At 54.6% G+C, this 20,429-nt stretch carries 11 protein-coding genes and 2 tRNA genes; 6 read left to right on the forward strand and 7 right to left on the reverse strand.

Translation table 11 applies throughout. The features are described from left to right. Positions 1-162: 162 nt before the first annotated feature. From ACJJIK_RS02590 to murI, 3 genes are all read right to left on the reverse strand, one after another. Positions 163-3,621, reverse strand: coding sequence for a UvrD-helicase domain-containing protein (locus tag ACJJIK_RS02590; protein ID WP_444944116.1), 3,459 nt, complete (start codon positions 3,619-3,621; stop codon positions 163-165). After that, on the reverse strand, positions 3,618-6,317 hold the full coding sequence (locus tag ACJJIK_RS02595) for a PD-(D/E)XK nuclease family protein (protein ID WP_444944117.1): 2,700 nt from the start codon (positions 6,315-6,317) through the stop codon (positions 3,618-3,620). Before ACJJIK_RS02595 ends, ACJJIK_RS02590 begins: the two co-directional genes overlap by 4 nt. Positions 6,318-6,405: 88 nt before the next feature. Next, positions 6,406-7,239, reverse strand: a complete 834-nt coding sequence (gene murI, locus ACJJIK_RS02600; protein WP_444944118.1) for a glutamate racemase — start codon at positions 7,237-7,239, stop codon at positions 6,406-6,408. A 258-nt stretch (positions 7,240-7,497) separates the two neighbouring features. Between murI and rmuC the strand changes: the two genes are divergently transcribed. The 4 genes from rmuC (at position 7,498) to ACJJIK_RS02620 (ending at position 10,992) form a co-directional block, all read left to right on the forward strand. Beyond that, entirely contained in the window at positions 7,498-8,874 is a 1,377-nt protein-coding gene (rmuC, locus tag ACJJIK_RS02605; RefSeq protein ID WP_444944119.1) for a DNA recombination protein RmuC, read from the forward strand. Between the two features lie 6 nt (positions 8,875-8,880). Next, positions 8,881-9,813: an AEC family transporter gene (locus ACJJIK_RS02610; RefSeq protein ID WP_444944120.1), complete on the forward strand. Its 933-nt coding sequence runs from the start codon at positions 8,881-8,883 to the stop codon at positions 9,811-9,813. Beyond that, positions 9,810-10,274: a DUF2489 domain-containing protein gene (locus ACJJIK_RS02615; protein ID WP_444944121.1), complete on the forward strand. Its 465-nt coding sequence runs from the start codon at positions 9,810-9,812 to the stop codon at positions 10,272-10,274. Before ACJJIK_RS02610 ends, ACJJIK_RS02615 begins: the two co-directional genes overlap by 4 nt. Before the next feature lie 103 nt (positions 10,275-10,377). Beyond that, positions 10,378-10,992: a DUF1287 domain-containing protein gene (locus ACJJIK_RS02620; protein WP_444944122.1), complete on the forward strand. Its 615-nt coding sequence runs from the start codon at positions 10,378-10,380 to the stop codon at positions 10,990-10,992. Between the two features lie 348 nt (positions 10,993-11,340). On the opposite strand, the gene ACJJIK_RS02625 is transcribed toward ACJJIK_RS02620, so the two are convergent. Both ACJJIK_RS02625 and ACJJIK_RS02630 read right to left on the reverse strand, forming a co-directional pair. After that, entirely contained in the window at positions 11,341-12,204 is an 864-nt protein-coding gene (locus ACJJIK_RS02625) for a sulfotransferase domain-containing protein (protein ID WP_444931309.1), read from the reverse strand. Positions 12,205-13,343: 1,139 nt separating this feature from the next. Next, positions 13,344-13,431: transfer RNA gene (locus tag ACJJIK_RS02630), tRNA-Ser, on the reverse strand. A 2,294-nt stretch (positions 13,432-15,725) separates the two neighbouring features. On the opposite strand from ACJJIK_RS02630, the gene ACJJIK_RS02635 reads away from it, so the two are divergent. Together ACJJIK_RS02635 and ACJJIK_RS02640 are read left to right on the forward strand one after the other, a co-directional pair. After that, positions 15,726-16,277 (forward strand): hypothetical protein, encoded by a 552-nt coding sequence (locus tag ACJJIK_RS02635; protein ID WP_444931308.1) that lies wholly within the window; start codon positions 15,726-15,728, stop codon positions 16,275-16,277. A 190-nt stretch (positions 16,278-16,467) separates the two neighbouring features. Further along, positions 16,468-16,704 (forward strand): hypothetical protein, encoded by a 237-nt coding sequence (locus ACJJIK_RS02640; RefSeq protein ID WP_444931307.1) that lies wholly within the window; start codon positions 16,468-16,470, stop codon positions 16,702-16,704. On the opposite strand, the gene ACJJIK_RS02645 is transcribed toward ACJJIK_RS02640, so the two are convergent. Next, positions 16,705-16,792 (reverse strand) — tRNA-Ser (locus ACJJIK_RS02645). Positions 16,793-16,957: 165 nt separating this feature from the next. Then, a complete protein-coding gene (gene rne, locus ACJJIK_RS02650; protein ID WP_444944123.1) occupies positions 16,958-19,930 on the reverse strand; it encodes a ribonuclease E in 2,973 nt (990 codons plus the stop codon). Between the last annotated feature and the right edge of the window lie 499 nt (positions 19,931-20,429).

Raw genomic sequence — 20,429 nt, forward strand, 5'->3', positions numbered from 1 at the left:
TGAGCGTAAGTGCTTTTAATATTGGCTATTAAGGCGTATTCACGCCAACCTAGAAGTTTTAGGTCGCAACCTGTCTGTAACGGTTTTAATAATGCTCCTGGAAAACTCCAATGCATATGTTACTGCGGGTGCTTCCCATCGTTGCTTTAAGCCTAATCGACCCTAATCCAACTCCACCAACTTCCGCATCAACGGAAAATACAGCGCACAGCGAATATTCCGCTCCCCCCGCGCATAAAAGAGCTTGCGGTAATTCTCCAACTGATTCCGATACTGCTCCAGCTGTGCGGCAATAAACTCCTCCTGGCTCTCTCCAGCACTGGGTTCTGCGGTTTTATAATCGACAATCCAGCGGGTGCCTTCGTTGTCGATAAACGTGCGGTCCACAATGGAGCGTCGTAACTGTCGGCCACCGCTGTGCAGTTCCAGCTCGCAGGCGGACTCTCTCAGTGAGCCATCCAATAGCCAGCGGCCGGTGGGGCAGCTGAGGCTGTTGCGCACGGCGATCTCCACTTTCTCGGCGGCGCGCTCCAGGCTGGTGGCGGATAGCCCTAATTGTTTCAGGCGCAGTTGCCACAGGGGGCGTTGGGCTTCCAGTTTGCTGGGGGTCCAGTCGTGGAGGTTGCTCTCGGCAATGGTGGCGAGGGTTTCGTGGGCGACGGTGCCGGCGTGTTTGAGCCAGCGCAGGGCTACCTGGCCCAGTTCGGGAATATTGTCCTCTTCCTCCGTTTTGGCTTGGTAGTCTGGCATGCGGTATTGGGCCAGCCATTCCTGCCGGGGCATGGCTTGGGCTCGCCACTGATTGGGCAGGCGCAGCAGGTAGTCGTGATCTCTGCCGGCGTCGTCCGGGTTGAGCTCGGCTTCTTGGGCTTCCAGCCAGTGGCACCAGTCGCTTTCCTGGTGTTGCACAATACTGGGCCAGATACCGGCGAGTAGGGCGGCACTGCCGGGGGCCTTTAAATTGCCCTTTTTTTCATCCCGGTTGATGCAGGCCAACAGGTGCAACGAGCGGATGGCGCGGGTGCAGCCCACATACAGCAGGCGCGTGCCCTCCAGGCGTTCGCGCTCGCTGTTGTCGTGCTTTAGATATTCAAATACTGGGTCCTGCCCGCCGCGCGCATTTTTGGGAGCGAGCAGGAAGCGGCTCTCGCCTTCGCGGTTGAGCCATTCGCTCCAGCGCAGCAGTTGATCGCTGCCGGGTTTGCCGCTCTGGTCCAGGCCGGGAATTAGTACGTGTTCAAACTCCAGACCTTTGGATTTGTGAATCGTCATTACCTGCACTTTGGCATCCTGGGCGGGGCGGGCGTAGAGTTGTTCCAGGGCCAGGGTGAACTGTTGCCAGTCGGTAATGGCGCCGCCAGTATCAAAGGCCTCTAATAATTGCAGAAAATCCTGCACATTATTCAGGTCGGACTTTTGTGCAACGGTGGCGGGGCCGCCCAGTTCCAGCCAGAGGCCTTCAATCCAGGTGCGCAGGGGTTTGCGCCCGCGCTGTTGCCAGGCGTGCAGCAGTTTGGGGGCCACCTGGGCCAGGCGGTAGCGCCCTTCGTCGCTGAGCAGGGCGATATCACCCACTTCCTGTAGGGTCATCAGCAGCGGGCGGGCGCTGGTGTCAGTTGCGCTGATATCCCCGTTGCCCCAGTTGGCCAGGGTGTAGAGGTCTGGCAGTTGCAGTCCGCACCAGGGGGCGCGCAGTACGGCCAGCCAGCTGATACGGTCGCTGGGGTCGAGTAGGGCGCGGGTGAGGCTGAGCAAATCCAACACCACCATTTTACTGGCGAGCGGTGCCAGCTCCGGGGCCTGGAAGGCGATATTGTTGGCGCTGAGGGTCGCTAGAATCCGTTGCAAGTGCTTTTTCTTGCGCACCAGAATGGCGATGCGGCTGTCGGGATCTTGCGCTTGTAATTGCTGTACCAGCTGCGCGGCTTGGGTTGCTTCGCGGTTGCGCTCTTCGTCATCAATACAGCCGTAAAAGTTTACCGAGGGCTCGGCCCACTGGCTGTCTTTAAAGGCTTCGGATTGCAGGTAGCGCACGGCGCCGCGACCGATATTGTCCGCCTGTGGAAAGGCCCGCTGGAAAGTCTCGTTGACCCAGTTCACCAGTGCACTTTCGGAGCGGAAATTGACCTGGAGGTCGAGGGCTTCCAGGGGGACCTCGCCGATGCCGCGCTCGCGCGCGTCGAGGAAAATACCCACGTTGGCATTACGAAAGCCGTAACAGGATTGCATGCCGTCGCCGACGATAAATAAGGTGCGGCCGTCTCCCGGCTGCCAGCCGGCGGTGAGCTTTTCCAGTAGTTGCAGTTGGGTGTGGGAGGTGTCCTGAAACTCGTCCACCAGAATATGTTGGGTTTGCAGGTCCAGTTTTAGCGCCAAGTCTGTGGGGTTATCGCTATCGCCCAGGGCGATCAGGGCGGCCTGGGCCACTTCGGTATAGTCGGTGGCGCCCAGCTGCTGGAATACCAGTTTTAATTCGGCGACAAGCTTGGGCAGTACCAGGGCGAGCCCTTGCAGCAGTTGCCACTGGCTCTGTTGCAGCCCGCTGGGGAGCTTGCCCACTTCCCGCAGGGCGGCGAGCAGCGCTTCGTTGCCGGTCAGTTCCGCCAGCAGGTCTTTCATGCGCTGCTTGTACTCTTCGGCGATGGGGCGCTCGGGATCTTTTTTATCCGGCAGGCCAAAGCCGAGTTTTTTATTGATGCCGCCGCCTTTGCGCAGATCGCCGGCGGTGGTGAGGAGCAGGTTGCCGAGGGCGAGCCAGGCGGGTAGGCCACTGCTGTCGCTAGCCGGGAAATCGTCCAGTTCGGCGAAAAGGCACAGGTCGTGGTCGGGATTTTCCCTTTTTAAATTAGTGCCGGCATAACAGGCCAGTTCCAGCAGTTCCCCGGCGTAACTGCCGAGGGTTGCAGTGAGGTCCTGCAGTTTTTCTGCCACCAATTCGTCGATTACAAAATGGAAATAGTCCTGGGCGCCGGCGAAGTTGACGCTCAGCAGTGGGCCCAGCCATTGCTCGCGCTTTTCCAACAAAATACGCAGCAGCTTATTGAGCTGGCCCAGGTCGTTGTCCAGGTGGAGTAGCAGTTGCTGTAAGTCTGTATCTGGGGTTTCGCCGTCGAGGTGTTTGAGCAGGTTGACCACGGCCCGCTCGAAGGCAATTTGGGTGCGCTCCAGGGGTTCGCCCGGTGCGCCCAGGCCGCTCTCGATGGGCAGTTGGCTGGCGAGGTTGCGGCACAGACCGTCGATGGTTTGAATGCGCAGGCGCTGGGGGGTTTGCAGCAGCTCCCACTCCAGTTCGCGATCCCGCTCCAGCAGGGCGCGGGCCAAATCCCAGGTGATGGCGTCGTGGGGGTTGTCTGGGCGGGCTTGGTCGCGGGCGCTGTGCAGGGCGTCGATCAGGCGCTCGCGCATTTCACCGGCGGCTTTACGGGTGAAGGTAATAGCGAGCACTTCTTCCGGCTGCTGGCAGGCGGCGAGCAACTTTAATACCCGTTGGGTGAGCAGGCCGGTCTTGCCGGAGCCCGCCGGCGCGGAGACGGCAAAGCTGCGGCTGATATCCAGGGCCTGGCTGCGGGCATCGGCGTCAATGGGGCGGCGCAGGGCGGGAGTGGTCACAACTTCGTTCATTCGCTTATTTGCTCCCTTTCCGGCCAGCGGTTTAGGGGCCAGAGTTCACTGTGGTTATCGGTGGGCCGGTCGAAGGCGAGGGTGGCGATACCACTGCGATACTCAGTGGCGAGGGATTCCAGGCTGTAGCGCCAGTGCTCCACCAGATTGCTCCAGGTGCCGTAGGGGGATTCTTTTTCGGTATCGCCCACGGCTTTAATGCCGGTGATGGGGTGCTCCAGGTCTCCGCAGCCATTCCATTTGCAGTTGCCGTTGCGCACCTGGCCGAAGGCGATGGCATGGGCGTCCGGTTGGAATAGGGCGTAGAGGGGCAGCTGGGGCTCGCGGATGCGCTGGGTCAACCAGTCGCGAATACTGGGAACACCGGTTTTGTAATCGATAACCAGTTGTTCACCGCTGGCGAGTTGGTCCAGCCGGTCCAGGCGCAGATTAAAGTGCAGCCCGCCGATCTCCACGGCCTGTTCCCACTCCACTTTTTCTACGGAGAAGTTGGGCCTGTCTAATTCGACGGACAGCCACTGTTGCAGCAGGCGCTCCAGGCGCTGCTTTTCCATCTCCCAAAACCCAATCGGCAGGTGATTGTATTTTTTGCGCACGCTGCCGAGGGAGCGCTCCACCGCCCGTTCAACTTGCGCCTGGCGCTGCTCGTCATCCATAGCTTGTAGCTGCGCCAGAGTGCCGCACTGCTGCCAGAATTCCGCCAGCACCTGGTGTACCACATTGCCGCGTTCGGCGGGGCCGAGGCCGATATCCGGTTGGGTAAAACTGCTGGCGCCGAGGCGGAAGCGCAACTGCGCATTCAGGGGCGACAGGGCCTGGGCCTTGAGTACCGAGGCGCCGCCGCGCACTCGCTCGCATTCGGCGGGGGTGAGCGGCGGTAGCTTTTTATCCGCGACTTTTTCCAGCCAGCTGGTTTGCGCCAATTGCTGGTAGTGGTGGTGCAGGGCGCTGTCGGCAAAGGGCTGGGCGGTGTGCGGGGGTTCAAACAGGCTGCTCAGACCCTGCTGCACGCCGTCCTCTTCGCAGGTGTAGCTCACGACGATATCGCCGCTGGCATTGAGCAGGTCGGCGGTGAGTTCGCGGGCCAGTTCCAATTCCCGCTCGGCGCTGGCGCGGGGCATCTTCCAGTGTTTTTGCCATTGAATCGGCAGCAGCGGGTTGGGCGCCGGTGCCGGCGGCCACTGCTGTTGGCCGAAACCGACCAGGCGCAGGTGATCGAAGGCGAGGCCGCCGGCTTCCAGCACGCCGAGAATTTGCAGGGGGCCATCGCGGGTTTCCGCCTGGAAGGGGGTGCGGCTGGCAATCTGTCGCAGCAATTGCAGGGCCTGGGTGAGGGGCAGGTTGCCGCCGCAGGCACTGATTGCGGCGAACTCTTCCAGGGTCGACTCCCACTGCATCAGCTGTTGGTACTCCTGGCTATCCGGGTTGCGGCTGCCGGGCCAGTTTAGTGCGCTGAGGGTTTCGGAAAAGCGCGCGGCCCAAACTTCTGCCGGGGCCCGCTGCCAGCGGCGGGCGCGCTCGGCGATTTGCTCCAGCTGTTGCGGCAGTTGCGGTGCCTCCAAATGGAGTACACCGGCGCTGTGCTCGGCCCAGTAGCGCAGGGTTGCGCCGTCGATACGGCGCAGTTCCAGCTTTTGTAAGCGGCGGAATAGGGCGCTGCGCAGCCAGATTTCGCTGTCGTCGCCCCAGAAAGGGCTGAACAGGATATTTTGCAATTGGGGGTAGTCCCACTCGTCTTGCAGCAGCGACAGCAATTGCAGGGCGGCACTGCCAATCGGTGTTTGCGCCAGGGGGGTGCCGGCGGAAAAGTTAAATGGCAATGTGTAGCGCGGTTGCCTGGGGTCCAGGTATTGGGGTTCGAGCACGCGGGAAAATACCGCCTCCACCCGGGCGCGGCACTGGCCCAGATTGTTCACCACTATGCCGACGCTGTGGCCGGGATTTTCGGCCAACTTTTGCCCGGCCCAAAGGGCGGCCTGGTAGAGCTCTTCATCTAAATCGGCGCAGGCGGATACGGATAAATCGCTCTCTTGGGTGAGGCCCGGCCTTTCAAAAACGGCTTCGGCACCGGCGTGAATCAGGGCGCGGGCCAGGGGCGAAATCTGTGCGAAGCCGGCGGTATCAATCTGTGTTAGCGGCTCCAGGATACCCTCTTGGAAGGCGCGCAGGATCAGCTGGTCGCGCTGGTCGGGGGTGATGGCGTTGTGGCTCTGAAGCTCCCTGGCAAAGGCTTTGATCATGGCGCATAGCGGCAGTTCGTCGCTGCGCATAGAGAGCGCGAACTGCTCCAATAGGGGCGTCAGCGCTTCATCTATTTGCGTGAGGTCAGGGATCAACTGCCACTGGAACAGCTGTGTCAGGGCGCTGTCGGCATCCCGGCACAGTTGCTGGCTGTTGAGTAATTGCCGGTCTAGGGATCCATCCAGGGCGCGCTGCCAGAGTAATTGCCGCTGCTCTCGATTCAGTACCTGTGGCAAGGCGGGTTGCCAGTTGCGCTGTTGCAGCTGAGCCCAGAGTTTGTCCAGCCAGCTGCGCAGAGATTCCACCGGTGGCGGCACCCAGCAGGCATCCGGCGGCTGCTGTGCGGCAAACACCTGCTGGCAGCGGTTGCGCAGGCGGTTGTTGGGAGTGAGCAGCAGCCCTCCTGGGGGCAGCTGCGCAAATATATCGAGAGCGGGAAATGCCGGCTTCAACATGGATTCGGGTACCGGTTAGGGCCTGTTATTCCGAGAACGGTCGCGGTTTGTGACGGGACTGTCAACCTTAGTGCGCAGTTCTTATCATTTAGCAGCGGGATATCGGGGGTTCGGCAATGGGGGAGAACTCGCGAAATGCCTGTTCGAGCTTGCCGGTTTGATCAGCCGTGCTGGTGATCAGGCGGCCGGTGCCGGGGGTATCCGGCAGCATCAGCTCAAGTTCTTCCAGCCACCAGCGCACCCGCCGGGCGATGGCTTCGCCGGAATCGAGCCACTGGATCGGACGCGGGGCGAACTGGTCGAGTTCTTCGCGCAGCAGGGGAAAGTGAGTGCAGGCCAATACGGCAATATCCACTTGGTCGCCACCGGCGGTGTGAAAGACGCGGTGCAAGACCGGCTCTAAATCCTCTGCGCTGATAGCTTCGCCGCGCAGTTTGTTCTCTGCCAGGTGTACCAGCTCCGGCGCGGGCACATTGATCACCCGATTGCCGTTGGCAAATTGCTCGATCAGCTCGCGGGTGTAGCGGCGGTTGACGGTGCCCTCGGTGGCAATCAAGGCAATGGTGCGGGAGCGGCTGGCGGCAGCGGCGGGCTTAACGGCGGGCACCACCCCGACTACGGGTTTCTGGAGGGATTCGCGCAGCTGGGGCAGGGCCAGGGTGCTGGCGGTATTGCAACCCACGACTAAAATATCTGCCGCGCAGCGCTCCATCATGGTCTGGGCTTGCTGGACAATTCGGGGGCGCAGCTCCTCTTCGCTCTTGTTACCGTAGGGGTAAAAGCCGTTGTCCACGCCCAGGTGCAAAGTCAGGCCCGGTATCAGTTGGCGGATCTCCCGCGCAATGCTGATGGCGCCCACACCGGAGTCAAAGATCAGGGCGCTGGGGGCGGGGCTATCTGAATGGGGGCTGTGTTTGTGCATGCGTTCTGGAATATCAACATCGAAACCAATCCTTCAAGAATACCTAAAACCCGGTAAAAATTCCCGCTGGGTCTCCTGTGTATTGGACTTTGCCCCCGATACTCGAACCGCTGCTTGCGCTGGCGCGGGGTACTTTCCCGGGGGCAAGCTGCTAGAATGGCACTTTTGCCTGGGTGACTTCCCGGGCAGGTCAGTGGCTGGGGCCCCTGGCAGAATCCTGATTTATTCATCTCTTTCCGGGTCTGGGAGTACCACTCTATGTCAGCGTTCCCGCTGCAATTAAATGCCGATCATGCGGTGATGGTGGCTGTTGCCATCTTATTTCTGGTGGGCTTGGTGTTTTGGCTGGCGCGGGCGAGTAGTCGCCGCGCCCTGTTGCAGAGTGAGGCTGCGCTACAGGTGGCCCAGGCGCGTATCGATAGTAGCCGCGAGCGGGAGTCTCAGCTTGGCCTCGAAGTGGAGTCCCTGCGCACCGAGCTGGCGGACAAGTTGCAACAGCTGACCCGCAGCCAAGTTTTGGTGGAAAAAGGGGAGGCGGCCCTGGCGGAGCAGCGCAAACTGATGGAGCAAATGCGCATTGCTATGGGGGAGCAGTTCGAAAACCTGGCCAACCGGATTTTTGAAGAGAAGCAGCAGAGTTTTGTTCGCCGCAGTGAGGACAGCCTGCGCAAGAGCCTCGATCCGCTGGAGCGCCAGCTGGGGGATTTCCGCAAGCGGGTTGAGCATGTCTACGATCGCGAGAATGCCGAGCGCAACAGTCTGCTCGGACAGATCAAGGCGCTGCGCGAACAGACCCAGCGCATCAGCGATGAGGCCCTGAACCTGACCTCGGCGCTAAAAGGGGACCGCAAGGTCCAGGGTAACTGGGGGGAGGTGGTGCTGGAGCGCCTGTTGGAGGAATCCGGCCTACAGAAGGGCCGCGAGTACGAAACCCAGGTGACCCTCACCAGTGATGGCCGCAGGCGTCAGCCGGACGTGGTTGTACGCCTGCCGGAAAACAAAGATCTGATTATCGACTCCAAGGTCTCCTTAGTGGATTACGAGCGCTACAGTTCGGCGGAGACCGACGAGGAGCGCGCTCAGGCCCTAAAGCAGCACGTGACCTCTCTGCGCGCGCATATTACCGGCCTCAACAAGAAAGCCTACGAGCAGCTGGAGGGGGTGCGCACCCTGGACTTCGTTTTTATTTTCGTACCCATTGAAGCTGCGTATATGTTGGCTATGCAGGCGGACCCGGATTTGTTCCGCTTTGCTTACGAGCGGCAAATTGTGTTGGTGAGCCCCACCAGCCTGATGGTGACTCTGCGCACGGTCGAGAATATCTGGCGCTACGAGAAGCAAAACAAGAATGCGGAAAAGATCGCCGACGAGGCCGGCAAGCTGCACGACCAGTTTGCTATGGTGCTGGAGTCGCTGGATCTTCTCGGTGATCGCCTGCGCCAGGCGGATGACGCCTATCAGCAAGCATACAAGCGGCTGGCGACAGGCCGAGGCAATGCAGTGAAGCGCATCGATGGTCTGCGCAAGCTCGGGGCTAAAACTCGCAAGCAGATTTCTGCCCAGCTGCGCGAACAGGCTGAGGACCCTGGACAAAAGGCGCTGCCTCGGGAAGAGGGGATCGTTGCGGAAAGCTAACTCCCTATGGAAAATATTGCCTTTGCCCTGCTGGTGACAGGCCCGATTTTTTTGATGATTATCGGCGGCTACCTGTTATCCCGGCAGGGAGTCCTGCGAAAAGGCTTTTTCGACGATGCGATGGTGCTGGTTTTCAACGTAATGTTGCCGGCGCTGTTATTCGATAGCATTTACTCGTCGAGTGCCAATCCCACCCATGAGATCCCTCTGCTGACTGCGGGAATTCTGGGGACTTGCGTCATTATTCCCATTGCCTGGTTGATGGCCAGACCGATCGCGGTTAAAGATCGCAGTGCATTTATTCAGGGGGCTTTTCGCGGAAATGTTGCCATCGTGGGGCTCGCCTGGGTGGAGAAAGCCTTTGGCGCATCCGGGGTTTCTCACTCTGCGGTACTGGTCGCTGCGCTGACAATACAGTTCAATATTTTCGCGGTGATATTATTCGTTTTTTACAATGAAGAGAAAAAGTTCGGGCCGCGCTTGCTCCTTACTGAGCTGACAAAGAACCCATTGCTTATCGGGGTTTTCCTGGCAATATTGTGCCGTGTGCTGGACTTCAAAGTCCCGCAAGTGGTGTTGGATACGGTTAAAATTCTTGGCTCTGCCAGTTTGCCGTTGGGATTGATTTGTATCGGTGCCAGCATGAGGTTGGGCCAGCTATTGCGCAGCTCGCCAACAGCGCTGACATCTTCGGCGTTGAAGTTGATTGGGGTACCGATACTCTCTGTGTTGATAGGCTGGGCTATGGGAATGAGCCCGACCTACTTGGGCTATCTGATGCTGATCACCGGCTCACCCTGTGCCATATCGGCCTTTGTAATGGCCCATACCATGGGTGGCAATAGCCAGTTGGCGGCCAATATTATTGGCCTCAGTACAGTGCTCTCTGTTATTTCGGCCAGCATCGGGCTGGCGTTACTTAAGGTGTATATTAAATGACTGTGTTTCCTACTTGGCTGCTGGTGATTGCGGCTTTAGTTATCTTCTCTCTGGCGATTGTGGCTGGTTATTATCTGCGCAAATTATCCGTCGCACAGAAAGAGCAGGCCGCACAGCTAGCCGAGCTGGAGCAAGCCGCAGAGGATCAGCGCCAAAGGGTCAACGACAGTATTCAGATTATCGCCCGTACACTGCTGGATGATGGGGTGGGGCTCACCGAGGCGTCGATTCGTATTCGTGTTCTTCTGGATTCGCTTCAGGTTGAAGACAAAGTGCGTGAAGAGTTTGTGGCTTTTTACACTATCGCAGAGAAAACCAGCCATATCCCTATTCTGAAAGACTGGAAAAAGTTGCCGCGCAAAGAGCAGTTCAAGTATGAGCGGGAGATGGCGCAGGTAGAGGCGGACTATAAAGATTTTGCAATAGATGCGGCCAAGCGCATTTTGGGGCGTTCGTTTTAGTCTTGAATGGAACCGCCCTCTGTTTGGGGGTGGCGTTGTGAATCAGCGGGCAGGTGACTGCCTGTTGATTGAAGAAACTTAATAAGGTCCTACCAGAAGTGGTATGAAAAGATTAATTGGAAGTTTTCTTTTTATTGTTGTGGTGGCAGCTCTCTCCCTTTATTGGATGACCTACAAAGGTGAGCGAAATTTTAAGGAGCACGGTGGGTTACCTGATGTAAATCAGGTTGTTCGAAATGCCCGCTCCCTTTCATATACACCCTATGATCCATTGATGGGGATGTATAATAATATTGGGGGGAAGCTCGGATTTATTGTATGCAGCGATGTGCCTAATATTGCATATGGTATGGCTGGGTACTCATTTGAGGTGGTGATGAGGGAGAGCTTCAGTAAGAATGCTGCTTTCTATGATTCTCGTAATGGAAACAACCCTGCCAATCCATTTTTTCACCGGCGGGCGCGAAATTTATACTCTTATTTTCAATCCATCCAATCTCTGAAGCCTGCTTCCTATAAGCCAAGGCCGGGAGATCTTGTGTTTTATAGAAAGTCCGAAAATGGATATATTGCTCATGTGGCCTTGGTCACGGAGGTGGATGGTAACGGCTATAAAATCATGGAATCAGCCCCCAAAACTGTGCTTGCGCAAGAGGTGGATATGGCTTCCCCTATCAATAGAGGTTGGATATTGGCCGGGTTTGGTAAGATGTATTGAGGGGGGCGTAGGGTGCCCACGTTCTGTATTGTGATTTCTTGAAGGGGCTATATTCCTGCGAAGCGGTGCCTTGATTGGGGGCTACTCCGAAATTTAGGGGGTACGGAATTACTTGGTGGCTTCCTAGGGTTGGCAGTAAGGCGCAAGCGGGGTTTTATATTGGTGGCGGATGGTAAGCGCTAACTATGATTGGCGCAAACTCTTCTGAATAAGGATTTCTCACTGAACCTTTGTCTGCGGTAATGCTATATACTTATAAGGTTTGAGTTGCACGATGGCGATTGGAGTAATGAATTTGTGGGAATTTTACCATGCCATCCGCTATACGGGTGGCATGGTGATTAAATTTTATGCATAGTTCCATCCGGACCATTGATCTTTAACTCCAAATCTGTACTGGCAAAAATCATAGGTTTCTCGGTAGTGTTGGAAAATGCGTTCAGCTAAATCCCGGTTTAGCTCCTGAAGAGAGTCACTTTTTTTGGATACATTAACTCTCTGTTTTGTGTCGGCTTCAAATTCATTTAGCGCTAAGAATTTCTTTATTCTGGCAATGGTATTTTCTTCGAAAAGCTCTTCGTAAAGTGAGTAAAAAATATTTTCTGGTTGAAAGATAAGCTCTAGATTTTGGATTGTTGTTTCATACCTAGTGCGCATTTCTGTAGTTCTGAGTCCAAACTCTGCTTCTAGTTGTTTTTGTTCATCTGGTAGATGGGCAGATGGGTCTGCTATCAGCTTCTTTCTTCGTTTCATTCTAACCATTGACCAGCATCGCTCTATAGGGTCCCTCATTATAAATATGACCTTAACGTTAAATCCTCGCTCCTCAAGATTTAACTTGATATCGTTTAGTGCTGTCGGGGGGAGGGCTGAGTAGCTTGGAGTGATATCTCCAACAGTAGTAACTTCTGGACCTCCTTTGTGCCACAAGTAGTCAAAGTAATCGTAGTAATTTTGAGTGTCCATGTAGAAGCTGAGGTATTTCAGGAGTCGGCCTTTTTCGGGGGATGCTTCTTGGGTAATTGGGGCGGCCTCTAGATCCTTAAATTTTTGGGTTAAAAAGTGTTTGCACTCTGGAATATGTAAGGCATCAAATACGTGATACTCCTTCTTGAACCCCGTATCAACATTTTTCGACTTATTCAGTTGGGAATGTAGCCATGAAGTACCGCCTTTTTGGCATCCAACCCCTAGGATAAAATTCTTTTCCACGCTTTGCCCTTGCTGTATTAGATGTACATCGATGGGTAATTATTATGCCGATTGCTATTCATAAGGCAAGAAGCAAAGCTGGCCTGGGTGTTGAGTTGTGCGGTATTTGGTACTGAATAGTGGGGTTGTGTGGGGGCTTGGCCTTAACCAGTGTTTATCTTCGCTGTATTCGCGATGGTAGACTTTGGTTGGGTTTTTCAGGCGTACTTTGGCTTTAGGTTAATAGCTTTATTTTCGGTTTTCTTAGGCGAATGTAGTTGCGCGATGAAGTTTGGTAGACGTTTTTTCTGGCTACCTATAAAAAAGGGATGGGAACTGTTAGTCTCTGCGTCTTGTATTTAAATAAGGTTCGGCCTAAATCCGTTTGTCGAAAGTTGAAAGCTCGGTATATGACTGGATTTTTTATATTAATGATGGAGGAGTGGGTGTTTGAACTTGGGATTTGTTTGGGGCAATGATTTCCAAGGCTATTTCTTTTGGCTGCTCAGTCATCTGATCAAATTGAGTTGAGCCATGTAGTGATCTAATGCTTCTGGGCTCTTGGTTAAGACAGAAAAGCTGTCCGGCGAGATGAAATATGACAGTAAGGGGATGTTGGTATTTTAAATCAGAAACTATGAAAGGTGCCGTAGCTTTTGTGTCTGGAGAAAGGGCTCCTAAAAGTCAGTACTTTCTTTGCTAAAAGTATTAAATAAAATGCAAGCTTATTAAAGGGCGGTAAAGCAGTTTTCCGGCTGGATTACTCTGTCGGATAGTGCAAACAGATAAGAGTACTATTGCGTTTTGTGTCGGCTTGTTGGTTGGTATCTAGAGGTTCTCGCTAGCATTCAGAACTCTGTAGCATCTTTGTGGGTCTTGGTGAGTATAGTCTTAGGCGTATGGTCGTATTCCTTTACAAGAGTCGCAATGGAGTAGTTGCGGCCTTTAAGGGACTCCATAGAACTCCTATTCCTGCGAAGTCATGTCTTGGCGGGAGGTATTCTGAAGGCCAGAGCCATCGCGGAGTTGTTCAGAGGCTCCTCAGTTAGACGCGGAGCTGTAAATATTTAATGGTGGAGAGGTAGAGATTGGCTGCGCCTTGTGTGGAGCTCTTGCCCAAAAACAAAAAGCCCGGCATATAGCCGGGCTTTTTATTGATATGGCGGTGGGGCAGGGATTCGAACCCTGGGACCTGTTACAGTCAACGGTTTTCAAGACCGCCGCTTTCGACCACTCAGCCACCCCACCAAATTGAACGGTGCATTATCCATGGCTTTTCAGAATATACAAGTGCCATGTTGAATTTTTTAAGAAATTCAGCAGTTTAGGCGATTTATTGGACAGTTTTGGGGCTTGGCTTGAGAGTGGCCCTATCTATCGGTCGGTGGATGCGGCCTCAAGCGATGCCGTATGTTGGCTCTCTAATATCAGTCGAGCCCAGGAGTTGCTCTATAAGGGTGATTGGGCCTGGCTTGTGTTTGTGTAGGAGAGTTTCCACTTACCCCCCCCTCTCCGCTATGGGTTGTAATTAGGTAGGCTTCTTGTTCTGTGTAAAAATCTTTCATAGTTGTCACGGTAATGGCGTTCTGCAAAATGACTTATATGGGATACTAAGAATTTCCTTACCTTAAAGATCACCCTGTATGAGTCGCGGCCGATGTATTTCATATGAGCGCGCATGGCAAAAAAGATGGCGTCTAGAATGTGTGCGTCGACATCCGGAATCATTAAAAGAAAATCGTCCAGGTAAAGAGTCTTTTTTTGCGAATCGTAGGTTGCCATGACAAGGCCTATTAGGGTTTCCTTGTGCCAGATGGCGCATTCGAAGCGATCGGGTTCATATTTTTTCGCAAGGAGCCCCCTACGTGAAAACCATAGTGTGAAATAGGATGGAATGCGTCCGCATGGTTGGATGTCTGTTTTTAGGTGTTCGTAAACAGGGGTTTGGTCAAAAAGTGTCAACTTAATACTAGGTGGGAAGTTGGGACTTCTTTCCTTGGCAAATTGTACCCCTGTGGCGAGTGATAGAAGTCTGACCTTGTTATGGTCTTCCTCTGAGATAGGACGCGATTGATGTGATGATGGGTATCGTGGGGGTTCTGGGGGGTAATTATTCATGTGAAATCCTTTCCATCTTTAAGGTGGGGCCAACGCTATAAGTCGGTCGACTCCTCTTGGCTAGATATAAGATCCCTATAGAGGTGATTATTTTTTAAATTCCTGAAGTTGTTAAACCCTGTGTTCATAGGCTTTTTATAATGGAAGTCATCTTTAATGGGTTATATTAATGCAGTCACAGTTGGCGATACACTTTTGAGACTAGCGATGGGGGATCTCCTATTTGGCGGGGTAAGAAGTTTAAGGTGCCTCCCCCTTATGATGTGTAAATAGGTAAGAAGCCGGTTGCCAGGCTGTACTTTAATTCGTTATGTCTATAGTAGCTTTCTGCAAAATTAGCCGTAAGGTTTTCTGGTCCGGGATGAACAGAAAAGACTAGTGTAAAAATTCCGCAGTTATCGTGGTTAACGTACCTCATATAGGCATGTATGGAATAAAAGAGGAAGTCAAAAATTCTATGGTCTGATTTGGTTAAGACAAAATCCTCTAAGAGAAAAATCTCTTTGTCACGTTGGCAGGTCGCCATGAAAAGGCCTGTTACGGTTCCTGTCTCTTTATTCCTGGTGGCGCATTCAAATCGGTCGGGTTCATGTTTTTCCGCAAAGCGCCATCTCCGTGAAAACCATCTTGCTATTTGGGGTGGAATATTTTTGGGACCCAGTGAATAATTTTCGCGCGGAGGTTCGTGAATGAGCGTTGTCTGAAGAAGTATATATTCTATTTCAGACGAGAGGTCGGGGTGATGTCTTTTGGCAAGTTGTATTCCTTTGCAGAGCGCTAGAAATCTGATCTCGTCATAGCTGCGACTTGAGAGAGGGGGCGGTGCTGTACGTGGGTATGGGTGTTTGGGGGGTTCTGGGAGGTTTGGGTTTGGAGGGTAAGACATTGCGTGGAATCCTTTCCATCTCTAGGGCTGGGTGGGAGTTACAAGTTAGCTGACCCCCCTTGACTAGGTCCAGTTAAAAATTGGAATCTAGTGGGCTGCATTAAGCTAAATATAGATATAAGGCATCTGTAGGTGGAGTGCTTTTTAAACTCCTGAGGCTTTTGAACCCTGTATTCATAGGTTTTTATCGAAAGCGCGGCGGAGATAGCTGGCTAATGTAGTATTCTCTGCTGTTGTACGTACTTTTTGATGGCATTGATTGGTGCATCTCCACAGCTTGCTGCAAGGCAGCTTGGACTTATAGCGCTGATTTCTGCTGGATACTTGTCGCTTCTTGCGGTGATTCTGGGGGCTGAATATCTAAGGATGATGTACTTCAGAGTTGAATGCAGGCTCTAAAGGTGGCCGGGTAGGAAAACTAATCGTTACAGAATTAACCGCGTGGACCAATAGGTTCTAATTTTTAACTGGACTTGATCAGGGGGGGAGTGCTAGCTTGCAGGCTCACCCCCGACCTTGGCGATGGAAAGGATTCCTTATGAGCTACAACAACCAACAACACCCCAAAATGTGTCTACGGCTCTCAAAGAACCCGGAGGGTGATAATAGCGAGAATAGGCAAAAATCATTCCAGTATGGTCTGGATCGTGCCAGGAAAATAAACTTAGCTTTCCCGCCCAACCTCGATTTTGATGATTTTTGGGAGGGGCATTTTGATAACCCCGCGTATAAAAATTTTTCAGGCGAAACTAAAAAGATATTTTTAGGTGGGCTGAATCGATTAAAAGGGAACCACAGGCGATTTGAATGTGCCTCCTGGGAGGGGGACGTTGTGACAAGTCTCGCCTTGGGGGCTTACAAGCAAGGGGAAAGCAACCTTGTCTTGCAATATTTCGCTATACATAAGGCTCTTGATGCGAATACTTTGGACGCCCTCTTTTTTGCCATACATGCCTACATGATATATACCGCTGGCAGGTCATCAAAGCTGCTCTTTATGAATAATCCTGATCTATCAAGCTCTGAAACTCGGAGGGCAGAGCAATACTATGAATTATACCGGCCACGCTACGAGCTGATAACTGGGTAGTTATAATCTTGATGTTGAATTCGCTGAAAAATTATCGATAGCCCAGCGGTTGTGGAAAAGTCACCCTGTCCAACGCCTTTGCCTGGTATTTGGTATTCATCGCAGTAGCTATCGGGCTTGGCGTAACAGGCATACAGATTCAGGGCTATTTCTGCAGGGGCATGGGTTCCTGAAAGTCGGGGTGGGGCTGGTGGAGCTTATTCCCTGCTCGCCAGGCCAGGGCGATATGTTCACCGGTGAGACCATGCAGGCCATTGATCAGATCGGCCAGAAGTTACGCTCTGGCTTCTGTGTCAGCGTATGGGCTTTTTATAAGGTTAAGGGGTGGGTGATCGTAGGGTACGCATCGCCTGAAACGCTACGGAGTCATCCTGCAAAGGGTAGAAACAAAAAAGCCCTGAAAAATCAGGGCTTTCTGTATGAATAATGGCGGTGGGGCAGGGATTCGAACCCTGGGACCTGTTACAGTCAACGGTTTTCAAGACCGCCGCTTTCGACCACTCAGCCACCCCACCAAATTGTGCTGCGCATTATACATGGCTTCTCAGGATGTACAAGCGTCATTTTAAAAATTTTTTATATAGTTCAATAAGTTAGCTGGTTTATTGACCAGCCCAGAGCTTGCCGTCAGGTTGACAGCGCCGCCCCGGCATCGGCAGGGGCGGCGCTGTAGATATCGCTTAGCTCGCTTCTGCGGAGTTGCGATCGATATCTACACCGGCGTCAACGTCCACAGCCTTGCGGCTGATACGCGGGTCGTTGGCTGGGCGGGCGAGGGCGCGGGGGCTGTGTTCAATCGCTGCCGGCTGCGCGGTATCCAGCGGTTGTTGGGAGCCCACTGCGCGGCGCTCGGTAACGATGGAAAACTCACCCAGAGGTTTGGGGTTGATGCGCGGATCGTTAATTGCACGCCCCCGGTTGGGTGCAGTCGCTTCCTCTGAGGCTGCCTGCTCAGCGGCTACTGCGGCCTCTTGGACCTCCGGTTCGCTGGTGCCAGTCTGCTCCTGTAGTACCTCAACTGCGGCTTGAGCTTCTTCGAGTACGATCTCCTCGGCGATATCCGCCTTCGCCTCGGCAGGAGCGGTTTCGGCTTTGGGGGCCTTTGACGCTTCAACTGGAGCAGCTTCTTGCGCCGGAGCTTGTGCCGTTACCACTGCGGGCTCTGAGGCCGGTGTCGTTACTGTTTCGGCTTCTGCCGCTTTGGTTTCTGCGGGCTCGGCTACCGGCGGTTGCTTGGCGGTTGCCGGTTTGCTCGGTTGCTGGGGAGCAGGTTTGGCCGCTGCTTGCGCTTTTGGTCGCTCCTCAATGGCGGTTCGCACCGGAACGGTAACGGCCGGCTCGGCAGCTGCCGGTTTGGGGGCTCTCTGTGGTTTGGCTTCCGCCGCCTTGGGTTTGGCTTTGGGTTTTTCAGCAGGAGCTTCGGCGCGAGCCTCTTTGACTACTTCCTTGGTTTTGCGAGCCTCACTTTCCGCTTCATTGATAGCTTCGTGAACTTCGCGATTCAGCTCTTCCTGGTTGTGAGCTACCGCTGCCGCTGCGGTGTTTTCACTGCGGCGACCTCCGCGACGGCGCGCCTGCGGGCGGCCGCGCACATTGCTCGGGCGACGGGCAGGGCGCTGCTGTTCGGTCATTTCACCGGTCTGCTCGTCAGTATCAACCGGGCTCTGGGTTTCAACGGCTTGGGTGCGGTTGTCGTCTTTGCGGCGGTTGTCGTTGCGACGACGACGGCGGCGGCGCTGGCCTTCACCCTGGCGCTCGGCGGCGTTGTCGTGCTCATCCAGCTTGGCGCTGCGCTTCTCTTCGCGTTGATCGTCGCGTTTGCTGTCGTCGCGGCGATCATCCTTGCGGCGAGTCGGGCGGCCGTTGCGGTTATTGCGATTTCCGCGCTGGTTGCGGTTGCGATTGCGTTGCTGGTAGTCCTTGCCGCGTCCCTTGGATTTTTGATGCTTCTTCGGCTCTTCCTCTTCGCGGGTGAAGAGTGAGGCGATGGCGCTGATCAGCCGGCTGAATAATCCCGGCTCTTCTTTTTTCTCTGGGGTGGGAGCCGGGGCCGTGTGGGCAATCTGTTGCACGGCGGCTTGTTGCACTGGCGCTGGGCGCTGGGGTTTTTCCTCCTTCTTGGTCACGGCTTCTTCGGCAGTGCCAGAAATCTTGTAGGAGGTTTCCAGGGTGGCGGTGTCGTCGTCGCGCAGGCGCTGAACCTCAAAGTGCGGAGTTTCCATTTCGGCACTGGGTACAACCACTACACGAGTGGAGTTGCGGGATTCGATCTGGGAGATCGTTTTGCGCTTCTCATTCAGCAGGTAGGTTGCGACATTCACCGGGGTGATCGCGCGTATCTCGGCGCTGCGCTCTTTCTTCGCCTCCTCTTCTACCAGGCGGAGAATGGAGAGGGCGAGAGATTTGGTGCCGCGAATGGTGCCCTGGCCGCTACAGCGCGGGCAGACGCGGAAGGTGGTTTCACCCAGAGAGGGACGCAGGCGCTGGCGGGACATCTCCAGCAGGCCGAAGCGGGAGATACGGCCAACCTGAACGCGGGCGCGGTCCATGCTGAGGGCCTTCTCCATGCGCTTTTCAACTTCGCGCTGGTTGGACTTGTTCTGCATGTCGATAAAGTCGATCACGACCAGGCCGCCCATATCGCGCAGGCGCAGCTGGCGGGCGATTTCATCGGCGGCTTCCAAGTTGATATTGCGCGCGGTCTCTTCGATATCGCCGCCCTTGGTTGCGCGGGAGGAGTTGATGTCGATAGATACCAGGGCCTCGGTCACATCGATAACGATGGAGCCGCCAGATGGCAGTTTTACTTCGCGCTCAAATGCTGTCTCAATTTGGCTTTCGATCTGGTAGCGATTGAATAGCGGGATTGCGTCTTCGTAGTACTTCACCTTGTTGGTGTAGTGAGGCATTACCTGCTCGGCAAAGCCCTTGGCAAGATCGAAGGCGCCTTTGTCGTCGACAATAACTTCGCCGATATCATCGCGCATGTAGTCGCGAATTGCGCGGATAATGACGTCGCTTTCCTGGAAGAGGAATTTGGGTGCGTTGTAGTTTTCTGCGGCTCCGTTGATGGAGTTCCACAGCTTGAGCAGGTAGTCGAGATCCCACTGTAACTCTTCTCCGCTGCGGCCAACGCCGGCGGTGCGCACAATGATACCCATACCTGAGGGTACTTCTACGCTCGCCAGTGCGTCGCGCAGTTCGGAGCGCTCATCGCCTTCAATGCGGCGAGAGATGCCGCCGGCGCGGGGGTTGTTGGGCATCAATACCAGGTAGCGACCGGCGAGACTGACAAAGGTGGTAAGGGCGGCGCCTTTGTTGCCGCGCTCTTCTTTGTCTACCTGGACAATAACTTCCATACCCTCTTTGACAACATCTTTGATTTTGATGCGGCCTTCGATGTCTTTGGGCTGCTTGAGGAAGTACTCGCGAGAGATTTCTTTCAGGGGGAGGAACCCGTGGCGCTCTTCGCCGTAGTCGACGAATGCGGCCTCGAGGGAGGGTTCTACGCGGGTAATTTTACCTTTGTAGATGTTCGCTTTTTTCTGTTGGCGGGTTCGGTTTTCAATATCCAAGTCATAGAGCCACTGGCCGTCGACCAGGGCAACACGCAACTCTTCAGGTTGGGTTGCGTTGATTAGCATTCTTTTCATGCGTGTCGTTTTCCTTGCGTTGCGCAAAGGTGTGACACCGCTACTCACAGGCTTGCTTGTCGGCTACCCGGTGGAGAGGACCACTGGATAGGGCAGGGAGATAAGGTAAGCCAGCTCTACCGCGCCATGGATCTATGCGGCTTGTTGAGGCTGGTGCTCACCAGTTATTCGCTCTGCAAAAACTCCGGAGGCGCGTTGCTATCGCGCCATCCGTTGGTACCTTTAATACCTTTTGTTAGTACTGCCCTGTACCTGTGCCGCAGACTTCTGTGGCTGGGTTGGGCGCCGCCCCTCGGTTCGTTTCATACTGGGCGGCAAGGTTTGCGTCAATCGTCAAAGGTTTTGCAGTTCAGCTTTTGGCTGATACCCATTCTTCTTAATTTTTGCCGGGCTTGCGGAAACTGTGCTGCCCTGGTTGCCAGTTCGGTTGCTGGCTCGTCGTATTCTGCAAAACCGGACGCAAGTTTGAGTCGTCCTTTCAAGCGCTGCGGGTCACGGC

This window comes from Microbulbifer regidiadema (SeqCode), assembly GCF_052466995.1.